The following is a 24,134-nucleotide window of genomic DNA, read 5'->3' on the forward strand; positions in this document are numbered from 1 at the left end:
ATGGAACTGGCGGGAACCTTCTGATTTTCCTGGCGTTATCGCGCCATGAACAAGCAGTCTGTTAACGATTCCAAGCCCGAATCCAATCCCAAGTCCGTCTCTGACGCATCCGACGCGAAGGGGCCGATTGTCGGGGTCGTTGGCGAGGACGGCAAGCATATCGAGCCGCCGCCGCCTGAAGTCGTCGAGCCCGATCCGGACCTGACGCCGGAAGAAGCCGAGCAGGTGCGCAAGGATTATCTCCTGACGCGGTTCTGGATCAGCGCGCGCGGCTTCTGGGGCAAGTCGGGCGACAGACTAGCCTGGGTGTTCTCGGTCGGGCTGCTGCTGCTCATCGTCGCCAATGTGGCGTTTCAATACGGCATCAATGTCTGGAACCGCGCGATCTTCGACGCCATCGAGAAACGCGATGCGGCCAGCGTGTTTCATCTCACCGGCGTGTTCTTTCCGCTCGCCATCGGCAGCGTGCTACTTGGCGTCGCGCAGGTCTATGGCCGCATGGGTATCCAGCGTCGCTGGCGCGCATGGCTGACCAATTCTGTGGTGTCGCGCTGGCTCACCAGCGGTCGCTATTATCAGCTCAATCTTGTCGGTGGCGATCACCAGAATCCCGAATATCGGATCGCCGAGGATCTGCGCATCGCGACCGACTCGCCCGTCGACTTCGTCTCCGGCGTCATCGCGGCATTTCTGTCCGCCACCACCTTCATCGTCGTGCTGTGGACCATCGGCGGCGCGCTGACGCTGACGGTGGGCGGCAGCGTCATCACCATTCCCGGCTTCCTCGTGATTGCCGCGATCATCTATGCCGCCATCGCATCCGGCTCGATCATGGTAATCGGCCGCCGTTTCGTGCAGATCTCCGAGGACAAGAACCAGGCCGAGGCCGAGTATCGTTATGCGCTCACCCGCGTGCGCGAGAACGGCGAGAGCATCGCGCTGCTCGGCGGCGAGGAAGAAGAGCGCGACGGGATCGACAAGACCTTCGGCAATGTCCTCAAACAATGGGCGCGTCTCGCCGGACAGCATATGCGCACCACGCTGGTGTCGCAGGGCTCGAGCCTGATCGCGCCCGTCGTACCGCTGCTGCTGTGCGCGCCGAAATTTCTCGACGGCAGCATGTCGCTCGGTCAGGTGATGCAGGCGGCGTCTGCGTTCACCATCGTGCAGAGTGCATTCGGCTGGCTGGTCGACAACTATCCGCGCCTTGCCGATTGGAACGCCTGCGCGCGCCGCATCGCCTCGCTGATGATGTCGCTGGATGGTCTCGAACGCGCCGAGCTTGGTGACGGTATCGGCCGTATCAAGCGCGGCGAAACGACGGATGAGACGATGCTGAGCCTGCATGATCTCTCCGTGACGCTCGACGACGGCACTGCCGTCGTCGGCGACGCCGAAGTGAAGATCGAGCCTGGTGAACGTTTGCTTGTCGCGGGCGAGTCCGGCACCGGCAAAAGCACGCTGGTGCGCGCCATTGCGGGCCTGTGGCCATGGGGTGGTGGCAGCGTCAATTTCCATCCGGACCGGCGGCTCTTTATGCTGCCGCAGAAGCCCTATGTGCCGTCAGGCACCCTGCGCCGCGCAGCCGCCTATCCCGCGGCGTCTGAGGACTGGACCGTCGAGCAGATCGGCGAGGCCCTCGACAAGGTCGGGCTCGGCCATCTCAAGGAGAAGATCGAGGAGGATGCACCGTGGGACCAGACACTGTCCGGCGGCGAGAAGCAGCGTCTCGCTTTCGCGCGGCTGTTTTTGCACTGCCCTGATATCATTGTGCTGGACGAAGCGACATCGGCGCTGGACGCGAAGAGCCAGGACAAGATGATGGAGCTGCTCACCAAGGAGCTGCCCAACGCCACGGTTGTATCGGTCGCGCATCGAGTCGAGCTTGAAGCCTTCCACAGCCGCAAGATCGTGCTGGAACGTCGCAAAGGCGGCGCCAGGCTGGTCAGCGATATCGATCTCATCCCGCGTAAGGGTAAGCGCCGTCTGCTCGGCCGCTTCCTGCGCCAGCGTAAGCCGGCCAGGAGCGCGGCGTGACACCATGCGCTATGAGGTGCTTGCTGCGCGTTTCGACTTAGAAGAAGTTGATCTTCAGCGCCGGCGACAGGAATATCGCGATATTGGCGAAGAGCCCGCCGGCATAGGCGGCTGAGCGCAGCGACGATTTATCCGCGATGTACAGCAGCGCGTGCGCAATCCGAAACGCGAGATAGAGCGCGGCCAGCACGCTCACGGTCGTCGCCGATGCGCCAAAGTTCAGCGCGGCGATGACCGAGACAGCGTAGAACGGGAAGCTCTCGAAGGCATTCTGGTGCGCAGCATAGGCGCGGCGTTTGGCACCTGAGAGGTTTTCGGCGCTGTCGCGCGGCGCGCTGTTATCGCGCGATCCCGCTTTGGCATAACCAATAATGATCAGCGGCAGCAGTGCAGCAATCAGAATGCTCCAATAGGCGAACGGCATCGAAATCCCCCAGGTCAAAATAGTATGGCCAAACTGCGTCTTGATGGGCGGTTCCTGTTCCGCTGTCAAACCCGCCTTCATCCGGCCCGTTGTCGCGGAACATCGCATCGATCGCGCCGTTGTTAGTTCAGCCCCAAGGGAGACAGATGATGGCCAATGACAATACCCGTGATATCGAACGTGCCTGGGAATTGATGAAGAAGATCGGCTTCGCCATGCTGGTGACGCATGATGGCGACAAGCTGCGGGCGCGCCCGATGGCTGCCTATGTGGATCGCGAAGCCGATGCGGTCTACTTCCTCAGCGATGCGCGTAGACACAAGGATGATGAGATCAAGCGCAATCCGAACGTGAATCTCTCTTTCGCAGATGCGAGCGATCAGAAATATGTCTCGGTGAGCGGCACTGCTGCCGTCTCGAACGATCGCGCCAAGATCAAGGAGCTGTTCACCACCTCCGCAAAGGCGTGGTGGGACAGCGCGGAAGATCCGAATATTCGTGTGCTGAAGTTCACGCCTGACGATGCCGAGTTCTGGGACTCGCCGGGCACTGTGATCAGCTATGTGAAGATGGCCGCTGCGGCTGTGACTGGTACGCGTCCGGACATCGGCACCAACCGTAAGGTCGCAATCTAGATGCCTAAAGACGATTCACCCGGCATCGATCCCGTCGAGGATCCGCCGATCAAGCCCGGTCAACCCTCCGAACCGCCGCAGGAGAGCCCGCCGGGCAATCCGCGGCCCGAGGTACCGCCGCCGGTGCGCGATCCCGGTGAGCCGTCGCGACCCGAAGAGTTACCTGGAGATGTGCCTGATGAGATGCCGGTGCCAAATCCTGATATCAATCCGGGTCAGCAGCCGCCTGCAGTGATGTAGCGAACTACAGATCGATGGCCTGAACGCGCAATGAACAAAGCGCGTTTGGGCCATTGTCGTGTCGAAAATAAAAACGAATTTGCATTTGCCTGTCGCCACATTCCGGCCCAATGCATATCAGTTGATCAATGTGCCGATTTGTTCGGCCGACAAAAATCAGTTTGTTGAAGATCCTTATCCGGGGGCCCAAGGTCTATCATGACAAAACTTCGTCTCGTATTGCTGGCCACGACGACGCTCGGCGTTGCGCATATCGCAGCGACCGCTGCTTATGCGTCGAGTGTCGATGCGCCGATCGTGCTCGCGCAGGCCGCACCTGCTGCGCCTGAAGGCGAGCCCAAGGCTCCCCCGAAGGCACCACCCAAGGCTCCGCCAGCAGCTGCGCCGCCTGCCGCGCGCCCTGCGGCGCCACCGCCGCCACCACCGGCTCCCCCTCCTGCTGCGCGTCCCGCGCCTCCGGCGCCTCCTGCTGCACCGCCGCCTGCAGCTGCTCCTCCACGCCCGGCACCGCCGCCACCCCCACCACCTGCGGCTGCACCGCCTCGCCCCACGCCTCCTCCTCCGGCCGCCGCTCCGCCGCCGCGCCCAACTCCGCCGCCGGCTCCCGTCGCGCCTCCGGCCCCGCGCGCCGCACCTCCAGCGCCCACCGCTGCGCCTGTAGCTCCGGCAGCGCCAACGCCGCCCGCTGCGCGTCCCGAACGTCGCGAGCCCGGCGAAGGGCGTCCTGAGCGCCGTGAACCCGGTGCAACGCCGCCGGCCGGCGCACGCCCCGCGCCTGCAACGCCACCAGCCGCAGCGCCGGCGACACCGCCTGCAGCAACACCGCCTGCCGCGCGGCAGGCACCTGCTGCTGCGCCGACACCGGCTCCAACACCGGCAACGCCGCCAGCGGCTGCGACTCCCCCTGCGTCAACGCCTCCTGCAGCAGCACCAGCGCCGTCGGCAGCTCCGGCTGCGCCGGGCACACCGCCTGCTGCGGGTGCGCCTCCGTCTGGTCGCCCCGGTGGCCCTGATGGCCGTGGTCCTGACGGACGAGGTTCGGATGGCCGCCGTGGTCCTCCTGGTGGTCCGGGCGCAGGCGCGCCCGGTGCACCCGGCACCGCGCCCAACGCTACGGCGCCCGCCGCTGCGCCGCCCACGAGCACTGCTGCACCTCTCGTGGTCGCCCCCGGTGGCGGCAACATCAAGGTCGTGCAGCCGCCCGCACCGACCGTGACGGCACCGATCCCTCAGGCGCCGCCGCCGGCAGTAGCGCTGACGCCGATCGCACCGGGCGCTGCCCCCCAGGGGCCGCGCAACATGGGCGATTTCCGCGGCCAGCGCAGCGAGCGCCAGGAAGGTGGTCGCACGATCATCACCGAGCCTGGACGCATCATCGTGCAGGATCCGAGCGGTCAGTCGTTCATCCGCCACAACGAGGTCGATCGCTTCCGCTACGGCGCGCGTGACATCCGTACGGATCGGGTCGGCGGTGAGGATCGGACCATCGTGATCCGTCCCGACGGTTCGCAGATCATCACGGTGGTCGGCCGCGACGGCCAGCTGCTGCGACGTATCCGCAGGGATCGTGAGGGACGCGAGATCATCATCATCGATAACTCGTTCCGCGGTCCGCGTGGCCCCGGCGGTCCGGGTGGACTTGGCTTCTATGTCGATTTGCCGCCGCCGATGATCCGGATTCCGCAGAACCGTTACATCGTCGACTACGATCAGGCCTCGCCCGATCTTGTCTACGATACGCTGATCGCGCCTCCGGTGGATCGCATCGAGCGCCGCTATACGCTCGATGAAATCCGCTACAGCCCGACGGTGCGCCAGCGCATGCCGTCGATCGATCTGGACTCGATCAACTTCGAACTTGGCTCGTGGGATATCCCGCCGGATCAGGCCTCGAAGCTGCAGGTGATCGCAGATGGTCTCAACCGGGCGATCTCGCGCAATCCACGAGCGGTGTTCCTGATCGAGGGTCACACCGATGCGGTCGGCTCCGACGTCGACAATCTGTCGCTGTCGGATCGCCGCGCCCAGTCGGCGGCAGAATTGCTCACCCAGCAATTCCAGGTGCCGGCGGAAAACCTGACGTCGCAGGGTTATGGCGAGCAGTATCTGAAGATCCAGACCGACGGTCCAGAGCGCCAGAACCGCCGCGTCACGATCCGCAACATCACGCCGCTTCTGAATGGCGGTCAGGCCTCGCTGCCGCCACCGCCTCCAGGCACCGCGCCGCCGCGTCGCTGAGCGGTTTGAGATGAAAGAAAATGGCCGGGAGTGATCCCGGCCATTTTTGTTTTGATAGTACGCTGCTGCCAATGGCTTCCCTCCCCACTGCGCGGCTTGAGGGAGGGAAAAGACGCTGCTACTTCGCCGCCAGCCCCAACGCATCCACCATCACGCGAAACACTTCCGTATTGTCCATCGAACCCTTCACACGGTCGCTGCCGGGGCCGGTGGCGGTGAGGATTACGTCCTCGCCGGAATGCACGCTGGCGCCCATCATGGCCGGCAGATTGCCGAGCCGCAGCATGCTGCCCGGCGCATTCTTGTATTTCTCGTTGGCCTTGAAAGTGCCGGGCTCTTCGCCCTTCTCGGTCGGATCGTTCGGGTTGTCGAGCTTCGGCCGCAGCGTCTCGTAGTGATCGGGAAGGCTCGCCGACATGATCGCAAGCCGCCGGCTGACATCGACGCGCGATGGATAGCCTTCGGCGTCCGGCGCGGGATAGTTCGGGAAGCCGGCCTTCTCATAGACGCCAAGCCGTTCGCGCAGCGGCAGGTTTGACTCCTTGCTCATGTCGTCATTGACGGTGCCGACCAGGCTGTTGGGATGGCTGTGGTCGGAGACGACGAGGATGAGCGTGTCGTCGCCGCGCTTGCCTGCCCAGTCGCGGGCGAGCTTCACGGCATTGTCGAGCATGATGACGTCATAGACGGCGCGGTCCATGTCGAGCAGATGGGCGTATTTGTCGATCAGGCCGGACTCGACCATCAGGAAGAAGCCGTTGTCGTTGCGCGACAGCACCTTGAGCGCGCCATGCACCTGCTCGGTCAAATCAGGCTGCTGCGGAAATTTCTTCACGCCGCCACCGCCGAGAAACTTGCGGTCCAGCACGCCGTCCATATTGCCAGGCGTAAAAAGTCCAAGCAGCTTGCGCGTCTCCGGCTTCTTGGCGAGGCCGTTCAGTTCGGGCGCCGTGGTCGCCACCGAATAACCGGCATCGCGGAAGCGCGCGACATAGTCGACGTCATCCTTACGCTTCGAAGCCGCGGCCGCCTGCGGCAGGAAATTCGCAGCGCCGCCGCCCATCAGCACGTCCGGCTTGGCCGCAAGGAACTGCGCGACGATCTCGTCATAGGCCGCGCGGCGCCGGGTATGCGCGATCATCGCAGCGGGTGTCGCGTCCTCGACCTCGGTATTGGTGACAATGCCGATCGCCAGATCGAGCTTGCGCTTCGCGAGGCTGGTGATGGTTTCGACCTGCGGATCGTCGAACACATTCGCGGTGCGATCCGCATAGACGCCCATCGCATTGGTTGCGGTCTTGTGGCCGGTGGCATAGGCGCTGGCCGAATTCGCGGAATCGGTGATGATGGAATCGGAGCCCGCCGTTGCCACCATCGCCATATGCGGCATGTCGTCCATCGCGAGCTTGCCGCGGCTCTTGCCTTCGGTGATGCCCTTCGAAAGAATTCTGGCGCCGACGCGGTGCGCCAGCGACATGCCGTCGCCGATAAACAGGATCACATTCTTCGCCTTGCGCGGGCCGGTATCGTAGACGTTCCACGTCACCGCGCGGCTGTGTACGCCGTCGCTGACTTCGATCTTGTAAGTCCCGGCTTTGTCGAGCGTCACGTCGCGCAGCAGCAGCGCGGACTGATCCTTGCCGTCTTCCTTCGCGATGTAGTCCGCGGATTTGCCGAACGCTGCGGTCTGATCGGCGCCGTTGATCGTCACCTTGATGTCGGCGGCCTGAACGAGTTCGGGAAACTCGACCTTGAAGTCGAATTTCGCGCCCGCGAGGATATCAGCGCGGTCGAGCGGGTAGATCGCCTGTGCTGGCAGCGAGGTGCTCGTCAGTAGCAGCGTCGCAGCGGCCGCAATAAAGGTTCTCGTCATGATGAATATTCCCCCTGAGGCGGCCCGCTTAGGGCGCTGGCCTTCATTACGACAGTTGGATGACTGGCAGGTGACGTGCGGCCGTGCCAACGGAACGGAGGCCAAAATGCTAGGTCTCATAGTTCGCGGAGCTCTCAAGATAACTGCAGAGCATATCTGCCAGCCCATCCGCGAAAGCTGCGATCTCCGCGACGGACCGGGGGCGCATGGAAAAGTCCTTTCCTACTCCGCTTAAAGTCGAGGTGATGACATCGACGACGAGCGATCGCTTTTCCTCAGTCGCCGTTGAAAGGGCGTGGGCGATAAAGGCCGTGAATGTACGCCGTCCTGCCGCTTTCGCCTTGCGGGTCTCTGGGGCGTCCCGGTAGAGCGGCGCGGCGCCACCGAGCGCGTGGCGAATATCAGCTTCGTCGCATTCTGATTTGATGAAGGCATGGACCAGTTTGCGGAGACGCGCAGGTGGCGAGGCGCCTTCATCTTCCAGGATCTGGCGGAGCATGTCGTTGGTGTCTCGCCATTCGTCGCTCTGCAAACGAAACAGGATCGACGCCTTGTTCGGGAAGTATTGATACAGCGATCCGACGCTGACACCGGCCTTCTCCGCCACGCGCGCGGTGGTGAATCGGTGAAATCCCTCTTTCGCCAAAACCTGAATAGCAGCCTTGAGAATGGCGCTGACCAGCTCTTCGGAGCGGGCCTGTTGCGGCAGTTTTCTCGAATGAATTGAAGGGCTTGTGCGACGCGCCATTTGCCGCCTCCGCAATGCGATTAGCGAATGCGAATAAATATTCGTATTTGCAGAGAGGCGCAATCAAGCGCTGCTTTCGCAGGAAATATCATGACCACACTCTCGACGGATCCCGTCGCTCCCCTTCTCAAGCGTCTTTTTGAGGAAGCAGATGCCGCACGGTCCCGCACCAGCCAGGCCGTCGCCGACCTGTCTGAGGACGATCGGCTGCGGATAATGCAGAGCAAGACCGACTATGTCGATCTCTACAGCCGGTTCAAGGACGTCCCGCTCGCCGTGTCGCCCGCGACCGGCGCGCTGCTCTATATGCTGGCGCGATCGACCGGCGCCCGGATGATCGTCGAATTTGGCACGTCATTCGGGATTTCGACGCTGCATATGGCGGCTGCGCTGAACGACAACGGCGGAGGCCGCTTGATCACGAGCGAATTCGAACCCTCGAAGATCGTCATCGCGCGGCAGAATCTCGCCGAAGGCGGCCTGATCGATCTCGTTGAATTTCGGGAAGGCGATGCGTGGCAGGCGTTGCGGGTCGATCTGCCCGATACGATCGATCTGCTGCTGCTCGATGGCGCCAAGGCGCTCTATCCGGAGGTGCTTGCGATCGTCGAAAGCCGCCTCAAGCCCGGTGCTTTCGTCATTGCTGACAATGCGGATTACAGCCCCGACTATCTCGCTTATGTCCGCACTCCTGCGAATGGTTACCTGTCGGTCCCGTTCGGCGATGATGTCGAGCTGTCGATGCGCATGCAGCGATGAAGGTGCTAGACCTAGACGCCAAAGTAGGATGGGTTTTGCTTACGCTCAACCCATCCTACGTGTCACAACGCCACGGTCGTCAGCTCTTGTCGCTGTCCAGCTTCGGAATGTTCGAGCCTTCGCCGGCGCTCAACAGACCCGTCTTCGAATACAGATCCAGCTTGGCGCGGGTATCGGTGATGTCGAGGTTGCGCATGGTGAGCTGGCCGATCCGATCTGCCGGCGTAAACGGCGCATCCTCGACCTTCTCCATGCTCAGGCGCTCCGGCGCGTAAGTCAGGTTCGGGCTCTCGGTGTTCAGGATCGAGTAGTCATTGCCGCGGCGCAGTTCGAGCGTGACTTCGCCGGTGATCGCGCGGGCCACCCAGCGCTGCGCGGTCTCGCGCAGCATCAAGGCTTGCGAATCGAACCAGCGCCCCTGATACAGCAGCCGGCCGAGCTTCATGCCGCTCATGCGATATTGCTCGATGGTGTCTTCGTTGTGGATGCCGGTGACGAGACGCTCATAGGCGATGTGCAGCAGCGCCATGCCGGGCGCTTCATAGATGCCGCGGCTCTTCGCCTCGATGATGCGGTTCTCGATCTGGTCGCTCATGCCGAGCCCGTGGCGGCCGCCGATGACATTGGCCTCGAGGAACAGCGCGACAGGATCGGTGAAGCTCTGGCCGTTCAGCGCAACGGGCTGGCCATCCACAAACCGCACCACGACCTTCTCGGCCTTGACGGCGCAGTCGTCGCGCCAGAACGGCACGCCCATGATCGGGTTGACGATCTTGATGCCGCTGTCGAGCTGTTCGAGATCCTTGGCTTCATGGGTGGCGCCGAGCAGGTTGCTGTCAGTCGAATACGCCTTCTCAGCGCTCATCTTGTAGGCGAAGCCGTGGGCGGTCATGAAGGCCGACATTTCGGCGCGGCCGCCCAGTTCGTCGATGAATTGATCGTCGAGCCAGGGCTTGTAGATCTTCAGCTCCGGATTGGTCAGCAATCCGTAGCGGTAGAACCGCTCGATATCGTTGCCCTTATAGGTCGAGCCATCGCCCCAGATATTGACGCCGTCTTCCTTCATGGCCGAGACCAGCATCGTGCCGGTGACGGCGCGCCCGAGCGGCGTGGTGTTGAAATAGGCGATGCCGCCGGTCGAGACATGGAAGGCACCGGCTTGAATCGCGGCGATGCCTTCATGGACGAGCTGGGCGCGGCAATCGACGAGGCGCGCCTTCTCGGCGCCGAACTCCATCGCCTTGCGCGGAATCTCGTCGTAGTCGGCTTCGTCAGGCTGGCCGAGATTGGCGGTATAGGCGAAGACCTTGGCGCCCTTCTGCTTCATCCAGAGCAGTGCCGCTGACGTGTCTAGGCCGCCGGAGAAAGCGATGCCGACGTTTTTGCCCTTGGGCAGGCTCTTCAAGATCGTGGTCATGGAACGTCCAATCGGGCAATTTCTGCGGCCAGCGATAGCCCGGCCGGGCAAAGCGCGTCAACGCGGCATCCGCTTGAGGCCGCTCAATCGTGGTGCTGCTCGGTGATCCGGTTGACGAAAGACGGCTTTGGCTGCTGCCCGATCATGCGCAGCCGCCAGCGATAGCCGGGCCAGGCGATCCTGGTCAGCCAGCGATCGACGTCCTCATCCGTCATCCGGGTCGAGGGCCAGCGGTAAATCCATCCGTGAATCAACCAGATAACCAGGAACGACACGAGGCCGGCGATGGTCACGTCGGTAAAGAAATGGCCGCCGAAGGCCATCCGCCAGCCCGAGGTGGCGATGCCGAACACAGTGGCCGCCACGTAGGCGTAGGGGCGCACGGACGGCGGCGCGAGCGCGGCGGGGGCGTAGGTCCAGAAGGCCGTGGCGCCCTCACCCGAGAAGAACGAGCAATTGCGCCCGCATTGGCCGGTCGGATCCCACCACGCCTTGAACTGCCAGGGGCCGTTGAATTCGGAGACCATCACCGGCCGCGGGCGGCCCCAGAAGGTCTTGAAGGTCAGATTGGTCAGGATCCCGGCCGACATCAGCATGGTGAGGATCAGGAAGGCCATGGTGCGGCCCTTCACCAGCAGTGGCCGGTTCGGCCAGATCAGCTTCACGATCAGCGCGAGGATCGAGGGCGCGACAAAGGCCCATGCGATCCACATCGCCGCATCGCGGGCGAACTGCGCGTAGGGCAGCGACGTCGTGCGAAAGCGTCTGGTCTCAGGATCGTAGAACAGCGCCGCGAGCTTGAGGTCGAGTTCGGGCCAGATTCCGAAGACAATGGCAATGACGGCAAACAGCCCAAGCGCGATGAGGAGTCCGGTCCGGTTCATGGCGGGCGGTTTAGCCGAGGCAGGAGTTGAAGGAAAGGCAGTGCACTAGGGGCCGGCCGCGACATCGGGCTGCGGTGGCGCGCGCCGTGGCTGCCGCCAGACGCCAGCGTTGCGGCCAGCGATCACCCAGTAGATCAGCCCCGCGATGATGCCCGCGCCGGTCATGACTTCGAGATGGCGGCGGACGATGCCGTCGAAACTCGTCGTGGCAGGGTCGTAGGGGATCAGGCCGAGATAGCAGGCGAGCCCGACCGCCGCGCCGCCGAGCGCATAGACGATGACGCTGCGAATATAGAAAGCCTCGGTGATGAGGACGACGAGCATCGCCGGGATCAGCGCAAAGCCGCTGATGAAGATAAAGCCGAAGCCGAGCAGGATGTTGATCGTGTTCGGGTCGATGACGCCGGTATCGAGCGCGCTGAGTTCCGGAAACAGGATCGAGAACACCACGATGGCGCCGCCAACGAGACAGGCGGCGCAGAAGCCGAGAAAGATGACGAACAGGCGGCCGATCAGCGCCATTGTCAGTCCGTCATCGCCATCGCGCGCAAAGCCTGACGCTCGCGCGCCGACAGTTTCTCGGTCTCCGACTTCAACTGGCCGCAGGCCGCGAGAATGTCGCGGCCGCGCGGCGTGCGCACCGGGGAGGAATAGCCGGCATTGAAGATATATTCGGAGAACTTCTCGATCTGGTCCCAGTCCGAACATTCGTAGCGCGTGCCGGGCCACGGATTGAACGGGATCAGATTGATCTTGGCGTGGATACCCTTGAGCATCTTCACAAGCAGCTTGGCGTCCTCGAGCGAGTCGTTGACGCCTTTCAGCATCACATATTCGAAGGTGATGCGCCGTGCGTTGGACGCGCCGGGATAATCGCGGCAGGCCTGCATCAGCTGTTCGAGTGGATATTTCTTGTTGAGCGGCACCAGCTCGTTGCGCAGCTCATCGCGTACTGCATGCAGCGAGATCGCCAGCATGACGCCGATCTCGTCGCCGGTGCGCTTGATGTTCGGCACCACGCCGGAGGTCGACAGCGTGATGCGCCGGCGCGAAATGCCGATGCCTTCATTGTCCGAGACAATCAGCAGTGCGTCACGCACCGCGTCGAAATTGTAGAGCGGCTCGCCCATGCCCATCATCACGATATTGGTGACGCGGCGGTTGCCGTCTGGGGTCTCACGGTCGGCCCAGTCGTTGAGACGATCGCGGGCGACCATGATCTGGCCGACGATCTCGCCGGCCGTCAGGTTGCGGACCAGCCGCTGGGTACCGGTGTGGCAGAACGAGCAGTTCAGGGTGCAGCCGACCTGCGACGAGACGCAGAGCGTGCCGCGGTCGGTTTCGGGGATATAGACGCACTCGACCTCGTGGGCCTTCTCGCCGGCGGTACCTGAAGGCAGCCGCAGCAGCCATTTCCGGGTGCCGTCATTGGAGATCTGCTCGACCACGACCTCGGGCCGTGCCACCGTGAAATGCTTCTCGAGGTCTTCGCGCATGCCTTTGGAAATACTGGACATTTCGGCGAAGGTCTGGACGCCCCGGACATACATCCAGTGCCAGATCTGCTGCGTCCGCATCTTGCGCTGGGCCGGCGCCACGCCGATGGAACCGAGCTTTTCCGCGATTTCCGTGCGCGACAGGCCGATCAGGGACGGCTTGGCCAGCGGCACATAGGTCTCGGTGGCGATCTTCTCCAGCGGCATCTCGCCCGCGGGCAATGCGCGGGAAGCGTCGATGGCGGAGCCGGCCTCGGCTGAAACGGGGGTCATGGCGTTCGATCTATGATGTCGCGGGAAATCAGGCCTTAAACAGGCCGACCTCAAATAAGCTTTTCGCGCCCGAATGAAAAGGCGCGAAATGCGGCAATATTAACGGCGACAAGGATTTAGCCGGTGTTTGGCGGCAATTACCGCCGGCAATCCTGCGCCAGCCGGTCCAGCGCCTGGGCCAAGCCCTTCAGCGAAAACGTGTCGGTGGTCTCGGTGCCCTTGGCGGAGACGCCCTTCACGGTCACGTCGGCCGCCTTGCGCAGGGCTTCCACCATGCGCTCTTCTTCGGCGGCATTCTTGATCCAGAGCCCGTCGCCCTGCGTATACATCGCATAGCGCGCGCCGCCGACTTCCAGCGTGGACTCGGAGCCCGGCTTCAACTGATAGCCGATCATGATCGAGACTTCGTTGGTCACCTTCTCGGCCGGGCGGGTCGAGACGAAGGCGTAAGCGGGATCGCGCGGGCGGTTCGCCGGATTGGTCTTTGACGACGCCGGCTTGGCCAGCGCGAAGCAGACTTTCTTGCCGTTCGGTGTCGCGGTGTAGGCGCCCCACGAGCCGAACTGTCCGACCAGCGTGGGCTCTGCGCCACCCGCTGCAGCAGGCGGCGCCGCCGCTGCGGGCTTTGCCGGTGTGGGCGCTGCCTTCGGTGCGGCGGCCTTGCCCTTCGATGCAGCGCTCTGCGCCTGCGCAAGATCGGAGATACCGACCATCGCTACACTCATCGACACAACTGTCAGGAATCGCCGCACGGACATCAAGTCTCGATCCTCTATCATTGTGACTGGAAGATGGCTCGCAACAAGACGGCTTTACCAAGACGATCTGGAATCGCTGACGTCACGATGTCTGCCATATCCGCAAATCGCTTTCTTGAAAAGGCAGACGCGACTCCCGCAAGGATAGCAGTCCTTGCCTTGCTGCGCGCTGACGGCGCAGGAGTCATCCTCAGTTTTCTGCTCAGTTTTTTGTACGCGCCGCACGCTGCGCTGCCCACTGCGCATCGCTCCACTGCAGCAGATCCTCTGCGCCAGATGCGCGCAGGTGTGCGCCCCCATCCTGCACCACCATCTCGCCATTGATATAGCCGGCCTGCTCGGAAATCAGGAAGCTTGCGAGATTTGCGAGCTCGCTGTGTTCGCCGACGCGGCCGAGCGGGTTCTGCGCCGCAGGGCCGCTGTCGCGTCCCTCGGGCCGCAGCTGCCCGGTCGCGCCGGTGGTGGGGAACGGGCCGGGCGCGATCGCGACGGTGCGGATGCCTCTGGGTCCCCACTCCACCGCGAGCGACTTCGTCATTGCAAGGAGTCCAGATTTGGCCATCGCCGATGGCACCGTGAAGGCGCGCCCGGTGATCGTGGATGTCGAGAGGATGCTCAGCACGACGCCCTTGTGGTGTCCTGCGATCCAGCGCCGTCCGGCTTCGAGGGTGCAATACATGGCGCCGTGCAGCGTCGGTGCGAGGATCGCATCGGCGGCGCGGGCAGAGAGGTGCTCGCTCTGTGCGATGAAGGTGGCCGCGGCATTGTTGACGAGGACGTCGAGTGGCCCGTCGCGCCAGATTGTCTCCATCATCGCCTCGACCGCCGCTGCGTCACGAATGTCGCAGGTGAAGGTGCTGACCTTGGCGCTGAGATCGGTACGCAGTTGTGCTGCAGTTTGTTCGAGCTGTTCAAGTCGGCGACCGCAGATGATGAGCTCGGCACCCAGCTCCGCAAAGCGGCGACTCATGGACGCACCGAGGCCGGAACCGCCGCCGGTGACCAGAATGCGCTTGTTGGCGAGCAGCGTTGTCTCGAACATGGGACGGTTCCTCGGTTGGCCGCGTGGCGGAATTACCTTTTCTCGAATCAGATTGTAGCGCGCCGTCAAATCCGGCATGACTCCCTTCAACTGTCTCAAGCCGAAGGTCAGATGATCAGATGAAAGCCATTCTCTGCTCGCAATTCTGCGAACCCGATGATCTCGTTCTCGCCGATATCGATGATCCCGTTGCCGGTGACGGTCAGGTCGTTATCGCCATCAAGGCGGCGGCGCTGAATTTCTTCGACATCCTGATGATCCAGGGCAAATACCAGATCAAGCCGCCGTTCCCGTTCTCGCCGGCTGCGGAAGTCGCTGGTGTGATCGAGAGCATCGGCAGCGGCGTGACCGGCTTCAAGGTTGGTGACCGTGTGGTCGCATCTGTGGGCCACAATGGCGCCCGTGAAAAGATCGCGGTGCCTGCGGCATCCGCCGTGAAGATTCCCGACAATCTCGATTTCGATCGCGCCGCCGGCGTGATCATCACTTACGGCACGGCGCTGCATGCGCTGGAAGACCGCGCCAGCCCGAAGCCCGGCGAGACGCTGGCCGTGCTCGGCGCCGCGGGCGGCACTGGGCTCGCGGCCTGCGAACTCGGCAAGCTCTTGGGTCTCAAGGTCATCGCCTGCGCATCGTCGGACGAGAAGCTGGAATTCGCCAAGAAGCACGGCGCGGATATTGGGCTGAACTACGCGACCGAAGATCTGAAGGAAGGTCTGAAGAAGCTGACGGACGGCAAGGGTGTCGACATCATCTTCGATCCGGTGGGCGGCAAATATGCCGAAGCCTCGCTGCGCGCTATCGCTTGGGAAGGCCGCTTCCTGGTGATCGGCTTCGCCGCCGGCGACATTCCGAAGATGCCGCTTAATCTCGCGCTGCTGAAAGGCTGCGACATCCGCGGCGTGTTCTGGGGCGCCTGGGTACGGCAGAATCCCGAGAAGAACCGCGCTAATCTGGAAAAGCTGGTGAAGTGGGCCGCCGAAGGGAAGATCTCATCCCATGTCGACAGGACTTTCCCGTTAGCCAAGACAGCCGATGCGTTGAAGGTACTGGCGGGCCGTCAGGCCATGGGCAAAGTGATCCTTCATCCATAAAACTAAAGAGGCGGACGCGGATTACGCGTCCGTTTCACCCTTCGCCAATCCACGCGCGATGGCCGCTCTGGCAGCCGCGCGATGGTCTTCGTTGATGTGGCTCGCCACCATGCGCAAGGCGGTGGCCAGCACCGCGGCATCATCGGTGAATCCCAGAACGGGCAGCATGTCCGGCACGAAATCGAATGGCAGCACGAAATACGCGATGGCGCCGAGCAGCGCCGCCTGGACATGGCGCGGTGTCTGCCGGTCGAAGGCGCAGTAGTAAGCCGCCAGCAAGTCTTCGGCGAAAGGCAGCTTGACCGCCAGTCGCTTGAGCTTGTGCCAGAACTGCTTGCGTACGCTTTCGCGGTCTTTGGCCAGTTCATCGGCTGGCTCGAAGCCCACGCTGTGGTCGGTTGCCATCGGCAATGTCCTCACGGCTGCAGTTTGCAGCCTTTCCGGTAAATGGTGATCCGGCTCCGGCGTCGCAACATTCAGCAACGCTCAGGAGTGGCCGAGTTGCCCGGCGATGGTATTCATGGCCCTGGCCAGATCGACGTCGCGCTTGGTGACGCCATCGGCGTCGTGGGTGGACAGTACTACCTCCACTGTCTTGTAAACATTGCGCCATTCCGGATGGTGGTCGCTCTTCTCGGCGACCAGAGCGACCCGCGCCATGAAACCGAAGGCTTCGTTGAAATCCTTGAACGTAAAGGTCCGGGCGATGGCATCGCGCCCGGAAACCTCGCTCCAGCCCGAGATCTCCTTGAGCGCCGCCTTGCGGGCCTCGGCCGAGAGTCGTTCCACCATGCCAACCTCCTGCTTCACTTGAACTTTACTCTAACGCCCGGTGACACAGTTGGGATCCATGCCACAATAAGGCAGCAAATGCCGCGCATGCAGGAAAGTAACCAAGCCCGTCGGTAACCATGCTGCCGGTGGAACGGCGCGTCGACCCGAAACTTTGCTACATTGTCGCTCGAACCCATTTGGCGCAGATGAATTTGAAGCGATTGTTTTCCAGATCCATGGCAGACGGTCCCGATGTTATCGGGCCGATAGGGCCGCCGTCACCGCGGTCGATCCGGCGCAAGATGACGCTGATCACGCTGGCCGGGACTCTGGCGATCGTCGCAGCCGTGGCAGGCGCTTACTACTTCGCCATGAAGCCGGTACCGCTGCGGATCGCCGTCGGTCCGCCGAACAGCGACGACGTCAAGGTGGTGCAGGCGCTGGTGCAATCGTTCTCGCGCGATCACTATACAGTCCGGCTGCGACCGATCCTCACCGAAGGTGCCACTGCCAGCGCCAAGGCGCTTGCTGATGGCAAGGCCGATCTCGCGATCATCCGCGGCGATCTGGAAGTGCCGAAGAATGCGCGCGCGGTCGCCACGCTGCGCAAGAACGTTGCTGTGATCTGGGTGCCGCCGGCCGCCAAGGGCAAGAAGTCCGGCCCGAAGATCACCAAATTCTCGCAGCTCGCCGGCCGCCGCGTCGGTGTGATCGGCAAGACGCAGGCCAACGTCAACCTGCTCAACATTATCCTGCGGCAATACGGCGTCGATCCCGCCAAGGTCACCATCGTGCAGTTCTCGACCACCGAAGTGGCCGAGGCGGTGAAGGACCAGAAGGTCGATGCGTTCATTGCGGCCGGTCCCGTGAACAGCAAGATCACCAATGATGCGATCCAGGCCTCGAGCCGCGATGGCACGCCGACCTTCCTCGCGATCGATTCCGCAGAAGCCATCGCGCAGAATTTCCCGATGTATGAATCATCGGAAATTCCTGCCGGCGCATTCGGCGGCGCGCCGGCGCGGCCGGACGATGACGTCAAGACCATCAGCTTCTCGCATCACATCGTGGCACGGCAGAGCCTGTCGGATGTGACCATCGCCGCCTTCACGCGGCAGCTGTTTGCGATCCGCCAGCAGATCATCAACGATTTCCCGCTGGCGGCGAAGATCGAGACGCCCGATACCGACAAGGATGCGGTGATCCCTGTGCATCCCGGCGCGGCCGCCTATGTGGATGGCGAAGAAAAAACCTTCCTTGATCGCTACAGCGATTACATCTGGTGGAGCCTGATGGGGCTCTCGGCGATGGGCTCGATCGGCGCCTGGTTCGCGAGCTATCTGAAGAAGGACGAGCGCAACGTGAATGTGTCGGAGCGCGATCGTCTGCTCGACATGATTGCCGCCGCGCGCAAGAGCGAGTCCCTCGAAGAGCTCGATACGATGCAGGCGGAGGCTGACGATATTCTACGTCATACGCTGAATTGCTACGAGCACGGCGCCATCGAGGAAGGCACGCTGACAGCCTTCAACATAGCGCTTGAGCAATTCCACAACGCCGTCGCCGACCGCAAGGCGCTGATCGGCATGATCCCGCCGGAGCCGATGAATCCGCCGGAGCAATTGCGTCAGCCGCCGCGGCCGCTCGCGGTCTAGAGTCTTTCGTTTTGACGCGTTTTCTTCACGCGAACCGGGACCACTTCGCTCGAAAACGCTTTAGCGTTTGAGATAGCGCCAGCCGATCACGACGCCGCTCACCGAGACGATGGTGCCGAGAATCGACAGCAGCCACACCACGATGTCCCAGGCCGGGCGATACATCAACAACAACTGAAAATCGAAACTGTGCAGCGCATTGAATAGCCAGCGATAGGTACGCCGGCTTGAGTTGACGCGGCTGAGAATGTCGCCGGTGACCGGGCTGATGTGAAACCAGGTTTGCGCGTCGTCATCGAATTTGGCGCGTAACACCGGCAATTCGCGGTCATTGTGGTGCGCGTACCAATAAGCGTCGTATTTTCCGAGGGTTATCTGGCGTTCGAGGCGCGAATCCGGAAGCAGTTTTGTTGCGGCGTTCCAGAGGCGGTCTTGCGGCAGTCTTGCGATTTCGCCGCTTGTCGGATTGATCGCCATCTTCGTGCCGTCGCGCTTCGCGACGATCATCAGCGGCATGCCGTCGATCCATACGAAGCGTGCTTCGACCGCGGGCTTATCGGCCGGTGCGCGAATGGCCGCAGCGATATCAGGCGCGTCGTGGCCGGCATAGGGTTGCAATACCTCACGTGGCGTATTGCGGTCGGCAAAAACGCGGCCGGGATCGAGCGACAGCCAGCCCGAGAACATCCAGGTCAGCACGAACAGCCCGGCGATCAGTCCGGTGACGTGATGCCACGCCATCCAGCCGCGATAGGGCGTGATGTTGCCGCTCGCATAACGCCGCTTGAGGCGCACGCGCAGAATGCCGATCCAGATTCCGGTAACGCCGACGATCAAACAGATGCCGGAGATCCAAAGCACGACGAGCCGCCACAGCGGGCCGTCCTTGCGCAACACGGTCGGATAGATCCAGTGCGGGATCGAGCCGAGCCAGTTCCAGACGCGTTCGGTGCGGTTGGTATCGAGTGCGATCTCGCCGGAGCGTGAGGAGACATAGAGTTTGGTGCCGGCGTCGTCGCCGAGGGTGATGAGATAAAGCGGCCGCAGCGGATCATAGCGTGCGGTGACACTCCACTGGTCGCGACCGACGATTTCTTCGAGGCGGGGCGACCTGCTTGCGGGATGATGCCCGGCAACCGCAAGCGCCTGCTGTTCGGAGACGTCAGTGATCATGCGGCCATCGACGGCGGAGATGGTTTGCCGGTTGCCGTCCCAGCCAGTCAACCGATACACCGGCTCATCGGCGATCATGTTCAATCGCAGTTCACGCGGATAGTGCGTGGTCTCAGCCTTCTTCATCGCCTCGTCGGGAGAGAGCGCCACTTTCTCCCAGACGATATCGGGCAATGCCGCCAGCCGCTCTTTATCGGAGAGGCCGGGAAACGCGACATACATCATCACCACGCCGGAGATGAACCACATCGCGAAGAAGAGACAGGTGACGATGCCGACCCAGCGGTGGCCGATATACAGCCACCGCCGGAGTGTGCGTGTCAGCTTGCGCGACAAGCTCAGAACTTCACATTGACGGCGAGCTGGGCCGTGCGCGGCATGCCGAGCATCCACTGATTGTCGCTGTAGCTCGACGTCGCATAGATCTTGTCGAACAGGTTGTAGACGCGCAGTGACACCGTGGTGTTGACGTCCGGCTTCCACTGCAGGCCCGCATTGACCAGTGTGTAGCTCGGCATCTCCAGCGTGTTTGCATTGTCTGCATACGTTTTGCCGACGATCTGGAAGCCGGCATTGGCCGACCAGTTCGCCGCAAAGGCCCAGGTTGCCCAGACGTTGGTGACGTTCTGCGGCACGTTGAACGGCACGTTGCCGGCGTAGTTCACAGCGATGCCGCCCACGTTCTGGATGAAATCGTCATATTTCGCGCGCACGAACGCGGTGTTGGCGTCGACGCGCCAGCCATAATCGAGCGCGACGCCGATCGAGGCCTCGATGCCACGCGAAGACTGCTGGCCCACCTGCACGACCCGTGTCAGTGTCGGGTCAGTTCGGTCCGGCGTCAGCAGGTTGTTCTTGACGATCTGATAGCCCGCCAGCGTCCACTCGCCACGGCCGCCCCAGAACGACTGCTTGACGCCGATCTCCACCTGTTTGCCGGTGGCCAGATCGAATTTGGCGTTGGCGTTGCTCGCCGTGATTAGGCCGCCCACAGGATCGGCTGCGACCGAATACTGGCCGTAAAAGGCCAGATCCTTGATCGGTGTGTAGACCACACCGGCGCGCCAACTGGTCGAAGAATAGTCCCGGCTGTAGCTGTTGGCGGCATTGCGAACGTCGGTCCGCTCGACGGTCGGTTGGTCCTGGCGAACGCCGGCGATCAAGGACAGTTGCTCGGTGACCGACAACCGGTTCTCGGCGAACACCGCGTACTGGTTGGTCACGCTGGAGAAGTCCGACGTGAGCGGATCGGGACTGAAGTACAGGCCAGGATTGAAATTGATGGCGTCGACCGACGACGATCCACCATAGGGCGAGTTGGTCGAGCGCTTGAAATCTATGCGGTTGACGTCGAAACCGGCGACGAATTCGTTGGCCATCCCGAGCACATGGCCCTTGAACGTGGCGTCGAAGCGGTCGCCGATCTGTTGCTGGTCGTGGAAGATTTCCAGATAGGTGCTGCGGTCGATCAGGCCGGTGGCCGGATTGAACGCATAATTTTCGAGCTCTTTCCAGTGCCGCTTGCTGTACAGGTAGTACAACGTGTTGCGGATCGAGATGCCGTCGGCCACTTGCCACTCGGTCTTCACCTGATTCCAGCTATCCTGCCAGCGGATGGTGCTGTCGCCTACATTGTAGTTCTTGAAGCGCAGCGCCGGATCGAACTGGCCGTTGATCAACGGCGTGCCGAAATAGCGCATCGGCTGGCGATCGCCGTAGTCGGTCGAGATCGTCCAGACCACGTCTTCGGTCTGCTTGACCTGCACGGCAGCATGCAGCGCTATGTTCGAGCTGTTGCCGCGGTCGACCCAGCCGTCCGACATGTTGCCGGTGGCGGTGATGCGATAGGCGACGTCCTTGTTGATCGGACCGCCGCTGTCCACGGCGATGCGGCGTTCCATGTTGCTGTCGAGCGATATCTCGGCCTGATTGCGCGGAATCCATGATGGCATCTTCGAGATGATGTTGATCGCGCCGCCGACCGCGCCTTCGCCGAACATCACGGAGGCCGGACCGCGCAGCACCTCGATACGCTCGGTGGACCAGGTGTCGAACGGAAAGTTCACGGTGCCCGCGCCGACATAGAGCCGCGTGCCATCGAGCAGTATCTTCACCGAATCCGTGCCGGAGAAGCCGCGGGTGCTGTAGGCGACGCCGCCATTGCCCGGATCTCCGATGGCGGTGATGCCGGTGGCGTTCTGCGTCACCGCGTCGAGCACGTTCTGCTGGCCGCGTTCGGCCATGGTCTCGGCGGAGATCACCTCGACGCTGGCCGGCGTCTGCAGGCGCGTCAGGCCGAGGCGGCTGCCGGTGGATGTGGTGCCAGTGAGGTTGAGCGTCGGCGCTGCGAAGACGGGGCCTGTCGGCGTGGCAACCGGCGCGCCGGTATTGGCGGCGACATTGCGCTGCTGCCGCGAGCGCGCAGCGCGCGATGCATTGCCGTTCGTGGCGCGGCGTGCGCGTTGAGGTGTCGCTGACGGCTGAACGACAACAGGATCGAGCGTCTGGCTCGACTGTGAGGTTTGCGACCAGCTTTCGCTCGGACACAACAAGCAGGAGAGAGCAACAGAATAAAGAAAGGGAGTATGTCGCTTCAATGCAACGGGAGAAACGGAGGTCATGAACAGGACTCGCGGTTACGTGGCACGTCACCGCAAACCAAGTCGCCCCGCCGCTTTCAAACAGGCAGTGTGACTTCCACCAGGACACCCCGCCCAATGTGCTCGCGTGTGACCACGACTGGCGGCAGGTCTCCTGGCTCGCGGGTCAGTGCCTGTCGCCGCCTTCCCAGGTGAACACCCAGTGGCTCTTGGCGCAGGCTCGCCGCTTACAGTTGCGGGGGCAGCCGCGGAATCGGGGGATCCCCTCACCGCATTCCCTTTTGATCCCCGAAGGGAACCGTCGCGTTCACGTTAAGGTGAAATTTCCAAATGTGTCAATCAAGCTGCCAGCCATTCGCAACTTGCTTTGGCGGGTGTTGATATTGCGCATCACCTGTCATCGCAGCGTCAAGCGATCTGCCTAGAGCCACTGGTGCCAGAGCCAGGATCAGGAGTTCGCATGGCACTACGTTTATCCCGTCGTCGCTTCCTCGCGCACTCAGCCGCAGCAGGCGCAAGCTTCCTTGCGATGCCCTATCTCAGCCGCGCCGCCGATCGCCCGGTGGTGTCACATGGCATTCAGTCCGGCGATGTCGGGACGAACAGCGGCAAGATCTGGTCGCGCGCGGATCGGCCGGCGCAGATGATGGTGGAAGTCGCCACCACCGAATCCTTCAGCAATGCGCGCATGTTGCCGCCGATGGCGGCGCTGCCCGAAACCGATTTCACGGCGAAGCTGCTGCTCGACAATCTGCCCGCGGGACAGGACATCTTCTACCGCGTCAAATTCCGCGATCTCTCGCATACCGACATCGTTGGCGAGCCGGTCATCGGTCGCTTCCGCACCGCGCCAGCTGATCGCCGCGATGTGTCTTTCGTTTGGGGCGGCGATGTCGCAGGCCAAGGCTGGGGCATCAACGCCGAGGATGGCGGCATGGTCACCTATGCCACCATGCGCAAGCATAATCCGGATTTCCTGATCCATTCCGGCGATACGATCTACGCCGACGGCCCGATCCTGCCTGAAGCAAAATTGCCGGATGGCACGATCTGGAAGAACACCATCACGGTGCCGGAGAAGGCGAAGGTCGCCGAAACGCTCGATGAATTCCGCGCCGCGCACAAATACAATCTGCTCGACGATAATGTCCGCGCCTTCAATGCGCAGGTGCCGATCTTCGGCCAGTGGGACGATCACGAGGTCACCAACAACTGGTCTTCATCGAAGCAGTTGCCCGCGTCCTACAAGGAGCGCGACGTCACGCTGCTGGCGGCTCGCGGTGCGCGTGCCTTTCACGAGATGTATCCGATCTCGATCAATCCGAACGAGCCTGGCCGCGTCTATCGTACGCTGAATTACGGCCCGCATCTCGATGTCTTCATGCTGGACGAGCGCAGCTATCGTGGGCCCAACGGCCCGAACCTGCAGGAGAGCTATGGTCCCGATGCGTATTTCGTCGGTCCGGAGCAGATGGCCTGGCTGAAGCGCGCATTGATGGCCTCGAAGGCGACCTGGAAGGTCATCGCCTCGGATATGCCGATCGGCCTCGTCGTCTATGACAACGCCGCCGACAAAACCGGGTCTGAGGCCATCGCGCAGGGCGACGGACCAGTGCGGGGCCGCGAGCTGGAAATCGCCGATATCCTGCGCTTCATCAAATCGGCCGGTATCCGCAACACGGTCTGGCTGACCGCCGACGTGCATTACACGGCGGCGCATTACTACAATCCGGAAAAGGCGCAGTTTCAGGATTTCGAGCCGTTCTGGGAGTTCGTTTCGGGCCCGTTTCACGCCGGAACTTTCGGGCCGGCGGCGCTCGACAATACCTTCGGTCCTGAGGTCCGTTTCGTGAAGGCGCCGGGGCCCGATAAGCAGAATTTGCCCCCGTCGGCCGGCATGCAGTTCTTCGGTCACGTCAAAATCGACGGCCAAAGCGGCCAAATGACCGTTACCCTGCGGGATCGGGCCGATATGGCCCTTTGGGCCACGGTTCTGGACCCGAAATTGGGCTAA

General features: G+C 62.5%; 22 protein-coding genes and 1 riboswitch. Of the genes, 8 read left to right on the plus strand and 14 right to left on the minus strand.

Translation table 11 applies throughout. From position 1 onward, the window contains the following. Positions 1–45: 45 nt before the first annotated feature. Positions 46–2,037, plus strand: coding sequence for an ABC transporter ATP-binding protein/permease (locus AB7783_RS24105; protein ID WP_441278977.1), 1,992 nt, complete (start codon positions 46–48; stop codon positions 2,035–2,037). A 37-nt stretch (positions 2,038–2,074) separates the two neighbouring features. Here the strand turns inward: AB7783_RS24105 and AB7783_RS24110 are convergent, their stop codons facing one another. Beyond that, entirely contained in the window at positions 2,075–2,461 is a 387-nt protein-coding gene (locus AB7783_RS24110) for an MAPEG family protein (protein WP_441278978.1), read from the minus strand. A gap of 149 nt (positions 2,462–2,610) precedes the next feature. Here AB7783_RS24110 and AB7783_RS24115 point away from each other — a divergent pair, with 149 nt between their 5' ends. Beyond that, positions 2,611–3,096 (plus strand): pyridoxamine 5'-phosphate oxidase family protein, encoded by a 486-nt coding sequence (locus AB7783_RS24115; RefSeq protein ID WP_089266897.1) that lies wholly within the window; start codon positions 2,611–2,613, stop codon positions 3,094–3,096. Then, positions 3,097–3,336, plus strand: a complete 240-nt coding sequence (locus AB7783_RS24120; RefSeq protein ID WP_089266509.1) for a hypothetical protein — start codon at positions 3,097–3,099, stop codon at positions 3,334–3,336. It begins immediately after the preceding gene. A gap of 196 nt (positions 3,337–3,532) precedes the next feature. Here the strand turns inward: AB7783_RS24120 and AB7783_RS24125 are convergent, their stop codons facing one another. Then, positions 3,533–4,429, minus strand: coding sequence for a hypothetical protein (locus tag AB7783_RS24125; RefSeq protein ID WP_441278979.1), 897 nt, complete (start codon positions 4,427–4,429; stop codon positions 3,533–3,535). Between the two features lie 65 nt (positions 4,430–4,494). Here AB7783_RS24125 and AB7783_RS24130 point away from each other — a divergent pair, with 65 nt between their 5' ends. Next, positions 4,495–5,574: an OmpA family protein gene (locus tag AB7783_RS24130; protein WP_441278980.1), complete on the plus strand. Its 1,080-nt coding sequence runs from the start codon at positions 4,495–4,497 to the stop codon at positions 5,572–5,574. A gap of 118 nt (positions 5,575–5,692) precedes the next feature. Here the strand turns inward: AB7783_RS24130 and AB7783_RS24135 are convergent, their stop codons facing one another. Together AB7783_RS24135 and AB7783_RS24140 are read right to left on the minus strand one after the other, a co-directional pair. Beyond that, positions 5,693–7,447, minus strand: a complete 1,755-nt coding sequence (locus tag AB7783_RS24135; RefSeq protein ID WP_441278981.1) for an alkaline phosphatase — start codon at positions 7,445–7,447, stop codon at positions 5,693–5,695. Between the two features lie 109 nt (positions 7,448–7,556). Next, the gene (locus AB7783_RS24140) at positions 7,557–8,195 is read right to left on the minus strand and encodes a TetR family transcriptional regulator (RefSeq protein WP_441278982.1); all 639 of its coding nucleotides are present in this window, start codon (positions 8,193–8,195) and stop codon (positions 7,557–7,559) included. A gap of 90 nt (positions 8,196–8,285) precedes the next feature. Between AB7783_RS24140 and AB7783_RS24145 the strand changes: the two genes are divergently transcribed. Then, positions 8,286–8,954: an O-methyltransferase gene (locus AB7783_RS24145; protein WP_441278983.1), complete on the plus strand. Its 669-nt coding sequence runs from the start codon at positions 8,286–8,288 to the stop codon at positions 8,952–8,954. Positions 8,955–9,033: 79 nt separating this feature from the next. Here AB7783_RS24145 and argG read toward each other — a convergent pair whose 3' ends face one another. The 6 genes from argG to AB7783_RS24175 all read right to left on the minus strand — a co-directional run bounded on the left by argG (position 9,034) and on the right by AB7783_RS24175 (position 14,824). Beyond that, positions 9,034–10,371, minus strand: coding sequence for an argininosuccinate synthase (gene argG / locus AB7783_RS24150; protein WP_441278984.1), 1,338 nt, complete (start codon positions 10,369–10,371; stop codon positions 9,034–9,036). 83 nt (positions 10,372–10,454) lie between these two features. Continuing rightward, positions 10,455–11,255, minus strand: coding sequence for a phosphatase PAP2 family protein (locus AB7783_RS24155; RefSeq protein WP_441278985.1), 801 nt, complete (start codon positions 11,253–11,255; stop codon positions 10,455–10,457). Positions 11,256–11,300: 45 nt separating this feature from the next. Beyond that, a complete protein-coding gene (locus AB7783_RS24160) occupies positions 11,301–11,777 on the minus strand; it encodes a hypothetical protein (RefSeq protein ID WP_441278986.1) in 477 nt (158 codons plus the stop codon). Between the two features lie 2 nt (positions 11,778–11,779). Beyond that, on the minus strand, positions 11,780–12,958 hold the full coding sequence (rlmN, locus tag AB7783_RS24165; RefSeq protein ID WP_089266898.1) for a 23S rRNA (adenine(2503)-C(2))-methyltransferase RlmN: 1,179 nt from the start codon (positions 12,956–12,958) through the stop codon (positions 11,780–11,782). A gap of 203 nt (positions 12,959–13,161) precedes the next feature. Further along, positions 13,162–13,782 (minus strand): invasion associated locus B family protein, encoded by a 621-nt coding sequence (locus AB7783_RS24170; protein ID WP_120287794.1) that lies wholly within the window; start codon positions 13,780–13,782, stop codon positions 13,162–13,164. Positions 13,783–13,984: 202 nt separating this feature from the next. Next, complete coding sequence (locus AB7783_RS24175) at positions 13,985–14,824, minus strand: SDR family oxidoreductase (RefSeq protein ID WP_441278987.1); 840 nt, start codon at positions 14,822–14,824, stop codon at positions 13,985–13,987. A 119-nt stretch (positions 14,825–14,943) separates the two neighbouring features. Here AB7783_RS24175 and AB7783_RS24180 point away from each other — a divergent pair, with 119 nt between their 5' ends. Continuing rightward, positions 14,944–15,918 carry an NADPH:quinone oxidoreductase family protein gene (locus tag AB7783_RS24180; protein WP_089266519.1) on the plus strand — a complete coding sequence of 325 codons (975 nt, stop codon included), beginning with the start codon at positions 14,944–14,946 and terminating at the stop codon, positions 15,916–15,918. A 21-nt stretch (positions 15,919–15,939) separates the two neighbouring features. On the opposite strand, the gene AB7783_RS24185 is transcribed toward AB7783_RS24180, so the two are convergent. Together AB7783_RS24185 and AB7783_RS24190 are read right to left on the minus strand one after the other, a co-directional pair. Beyond that, positions 15,940–16,323, minus strand: coding sequence for a YkvA family protein (locus AB7783_RS24185; RefSeq protein ID WP_120287796.1), 384 nt, complete (start codon positions 16,321–16,323; stop codon positions 15,940–15,942). An 81-nt stretch (positions 16,324–16,404) separates the two neighbouring features. Continuing rightward, positions 16,405–16,728, minus strand: coding sequence for a 4a-hydroxytetrahydrobiopterin dehydratase (locus tag AB7783_RS24190; protein WP_338117629.1), 324 nt, complete (start codon positions 16,726–16,728; stop codon positions 16,405–16,407). Positions 16,729–16,928: 200 nt separating this feature from the next. On the opposite strand from AB7783_RS24190, the gene AB7783_RS24195 reads away from it, so the two are divergent. Then, a complete protein-coding gene (locus tag AB7783_RS24195; RefSeq protein WP_089266522.1) occupies positions 16,929–18,347 on the plus strand; it encodes a TAXI family TRAP transporter solute-binding subunit in 1,419 nt (472 codons plus the stop codon). A gap of 60 nt (positions 18,348–18,407) precedes the next feature. Here AB7783_RS24195 and AB7783_RS24200 read toward each other — a convergent pair whose 3' ends face one another. After that, positions 18,408–19,856: a PepSY domain-containing protein gene (locus tag AB7783_RS24200; RefSeq protein ID WP_441278988.1), complete on the minus strand. Its 1,449-nt coding sequence runs from the start codon at positions 19,854–19,856 to the stop codon at positions 18,408–18,410. A gap of 2 nt (positions 19,857–19,858) precedes the next feature. Then, a complete protein-coding gene (locus AB7783_RS24205) occupies positions 19,859–22,072 on the minus strand; it encodes a TonB-dependent receptor (RefSeq protein ID WP_441278989.1) in 2,214 nt (737 codons plus the stop codon). Between the two features lie 175 nt (positions 22,073–22,247). Next, positions 22,248–22,436, minus strand: a riboswitch (cobalamin riboswitch). Positions 22,437–22,580: 144 nt separating this feature from the next. Between AB7783_RS24205 and AB7783_RS24210 the strand changes: the two genes are divergently transcribed. Beyond that, complete coding sequence (locus tag AB7783_RS24210) at positions 22,581–24,134, plus strand: alkaline phosphatase D family protein (RefSeq protein ID WP_441278990.1); 1,554 nt, start codon at positions 22,581–22,583, stop codon at positions 24,132–24,134.

Origin of the sequence: Tardiphaga sp. 172_B4_N1_3, assembly GCF_052076035.1 — a bacterium.
GTDB classification, from domain to species: domain Bacteria; phylum Pseudomonadota; class Alphaproteobacteria; order Rhizobiales; family Xanthobacteraceae; genus Tardiphaga; species Tardiphaga robiniae.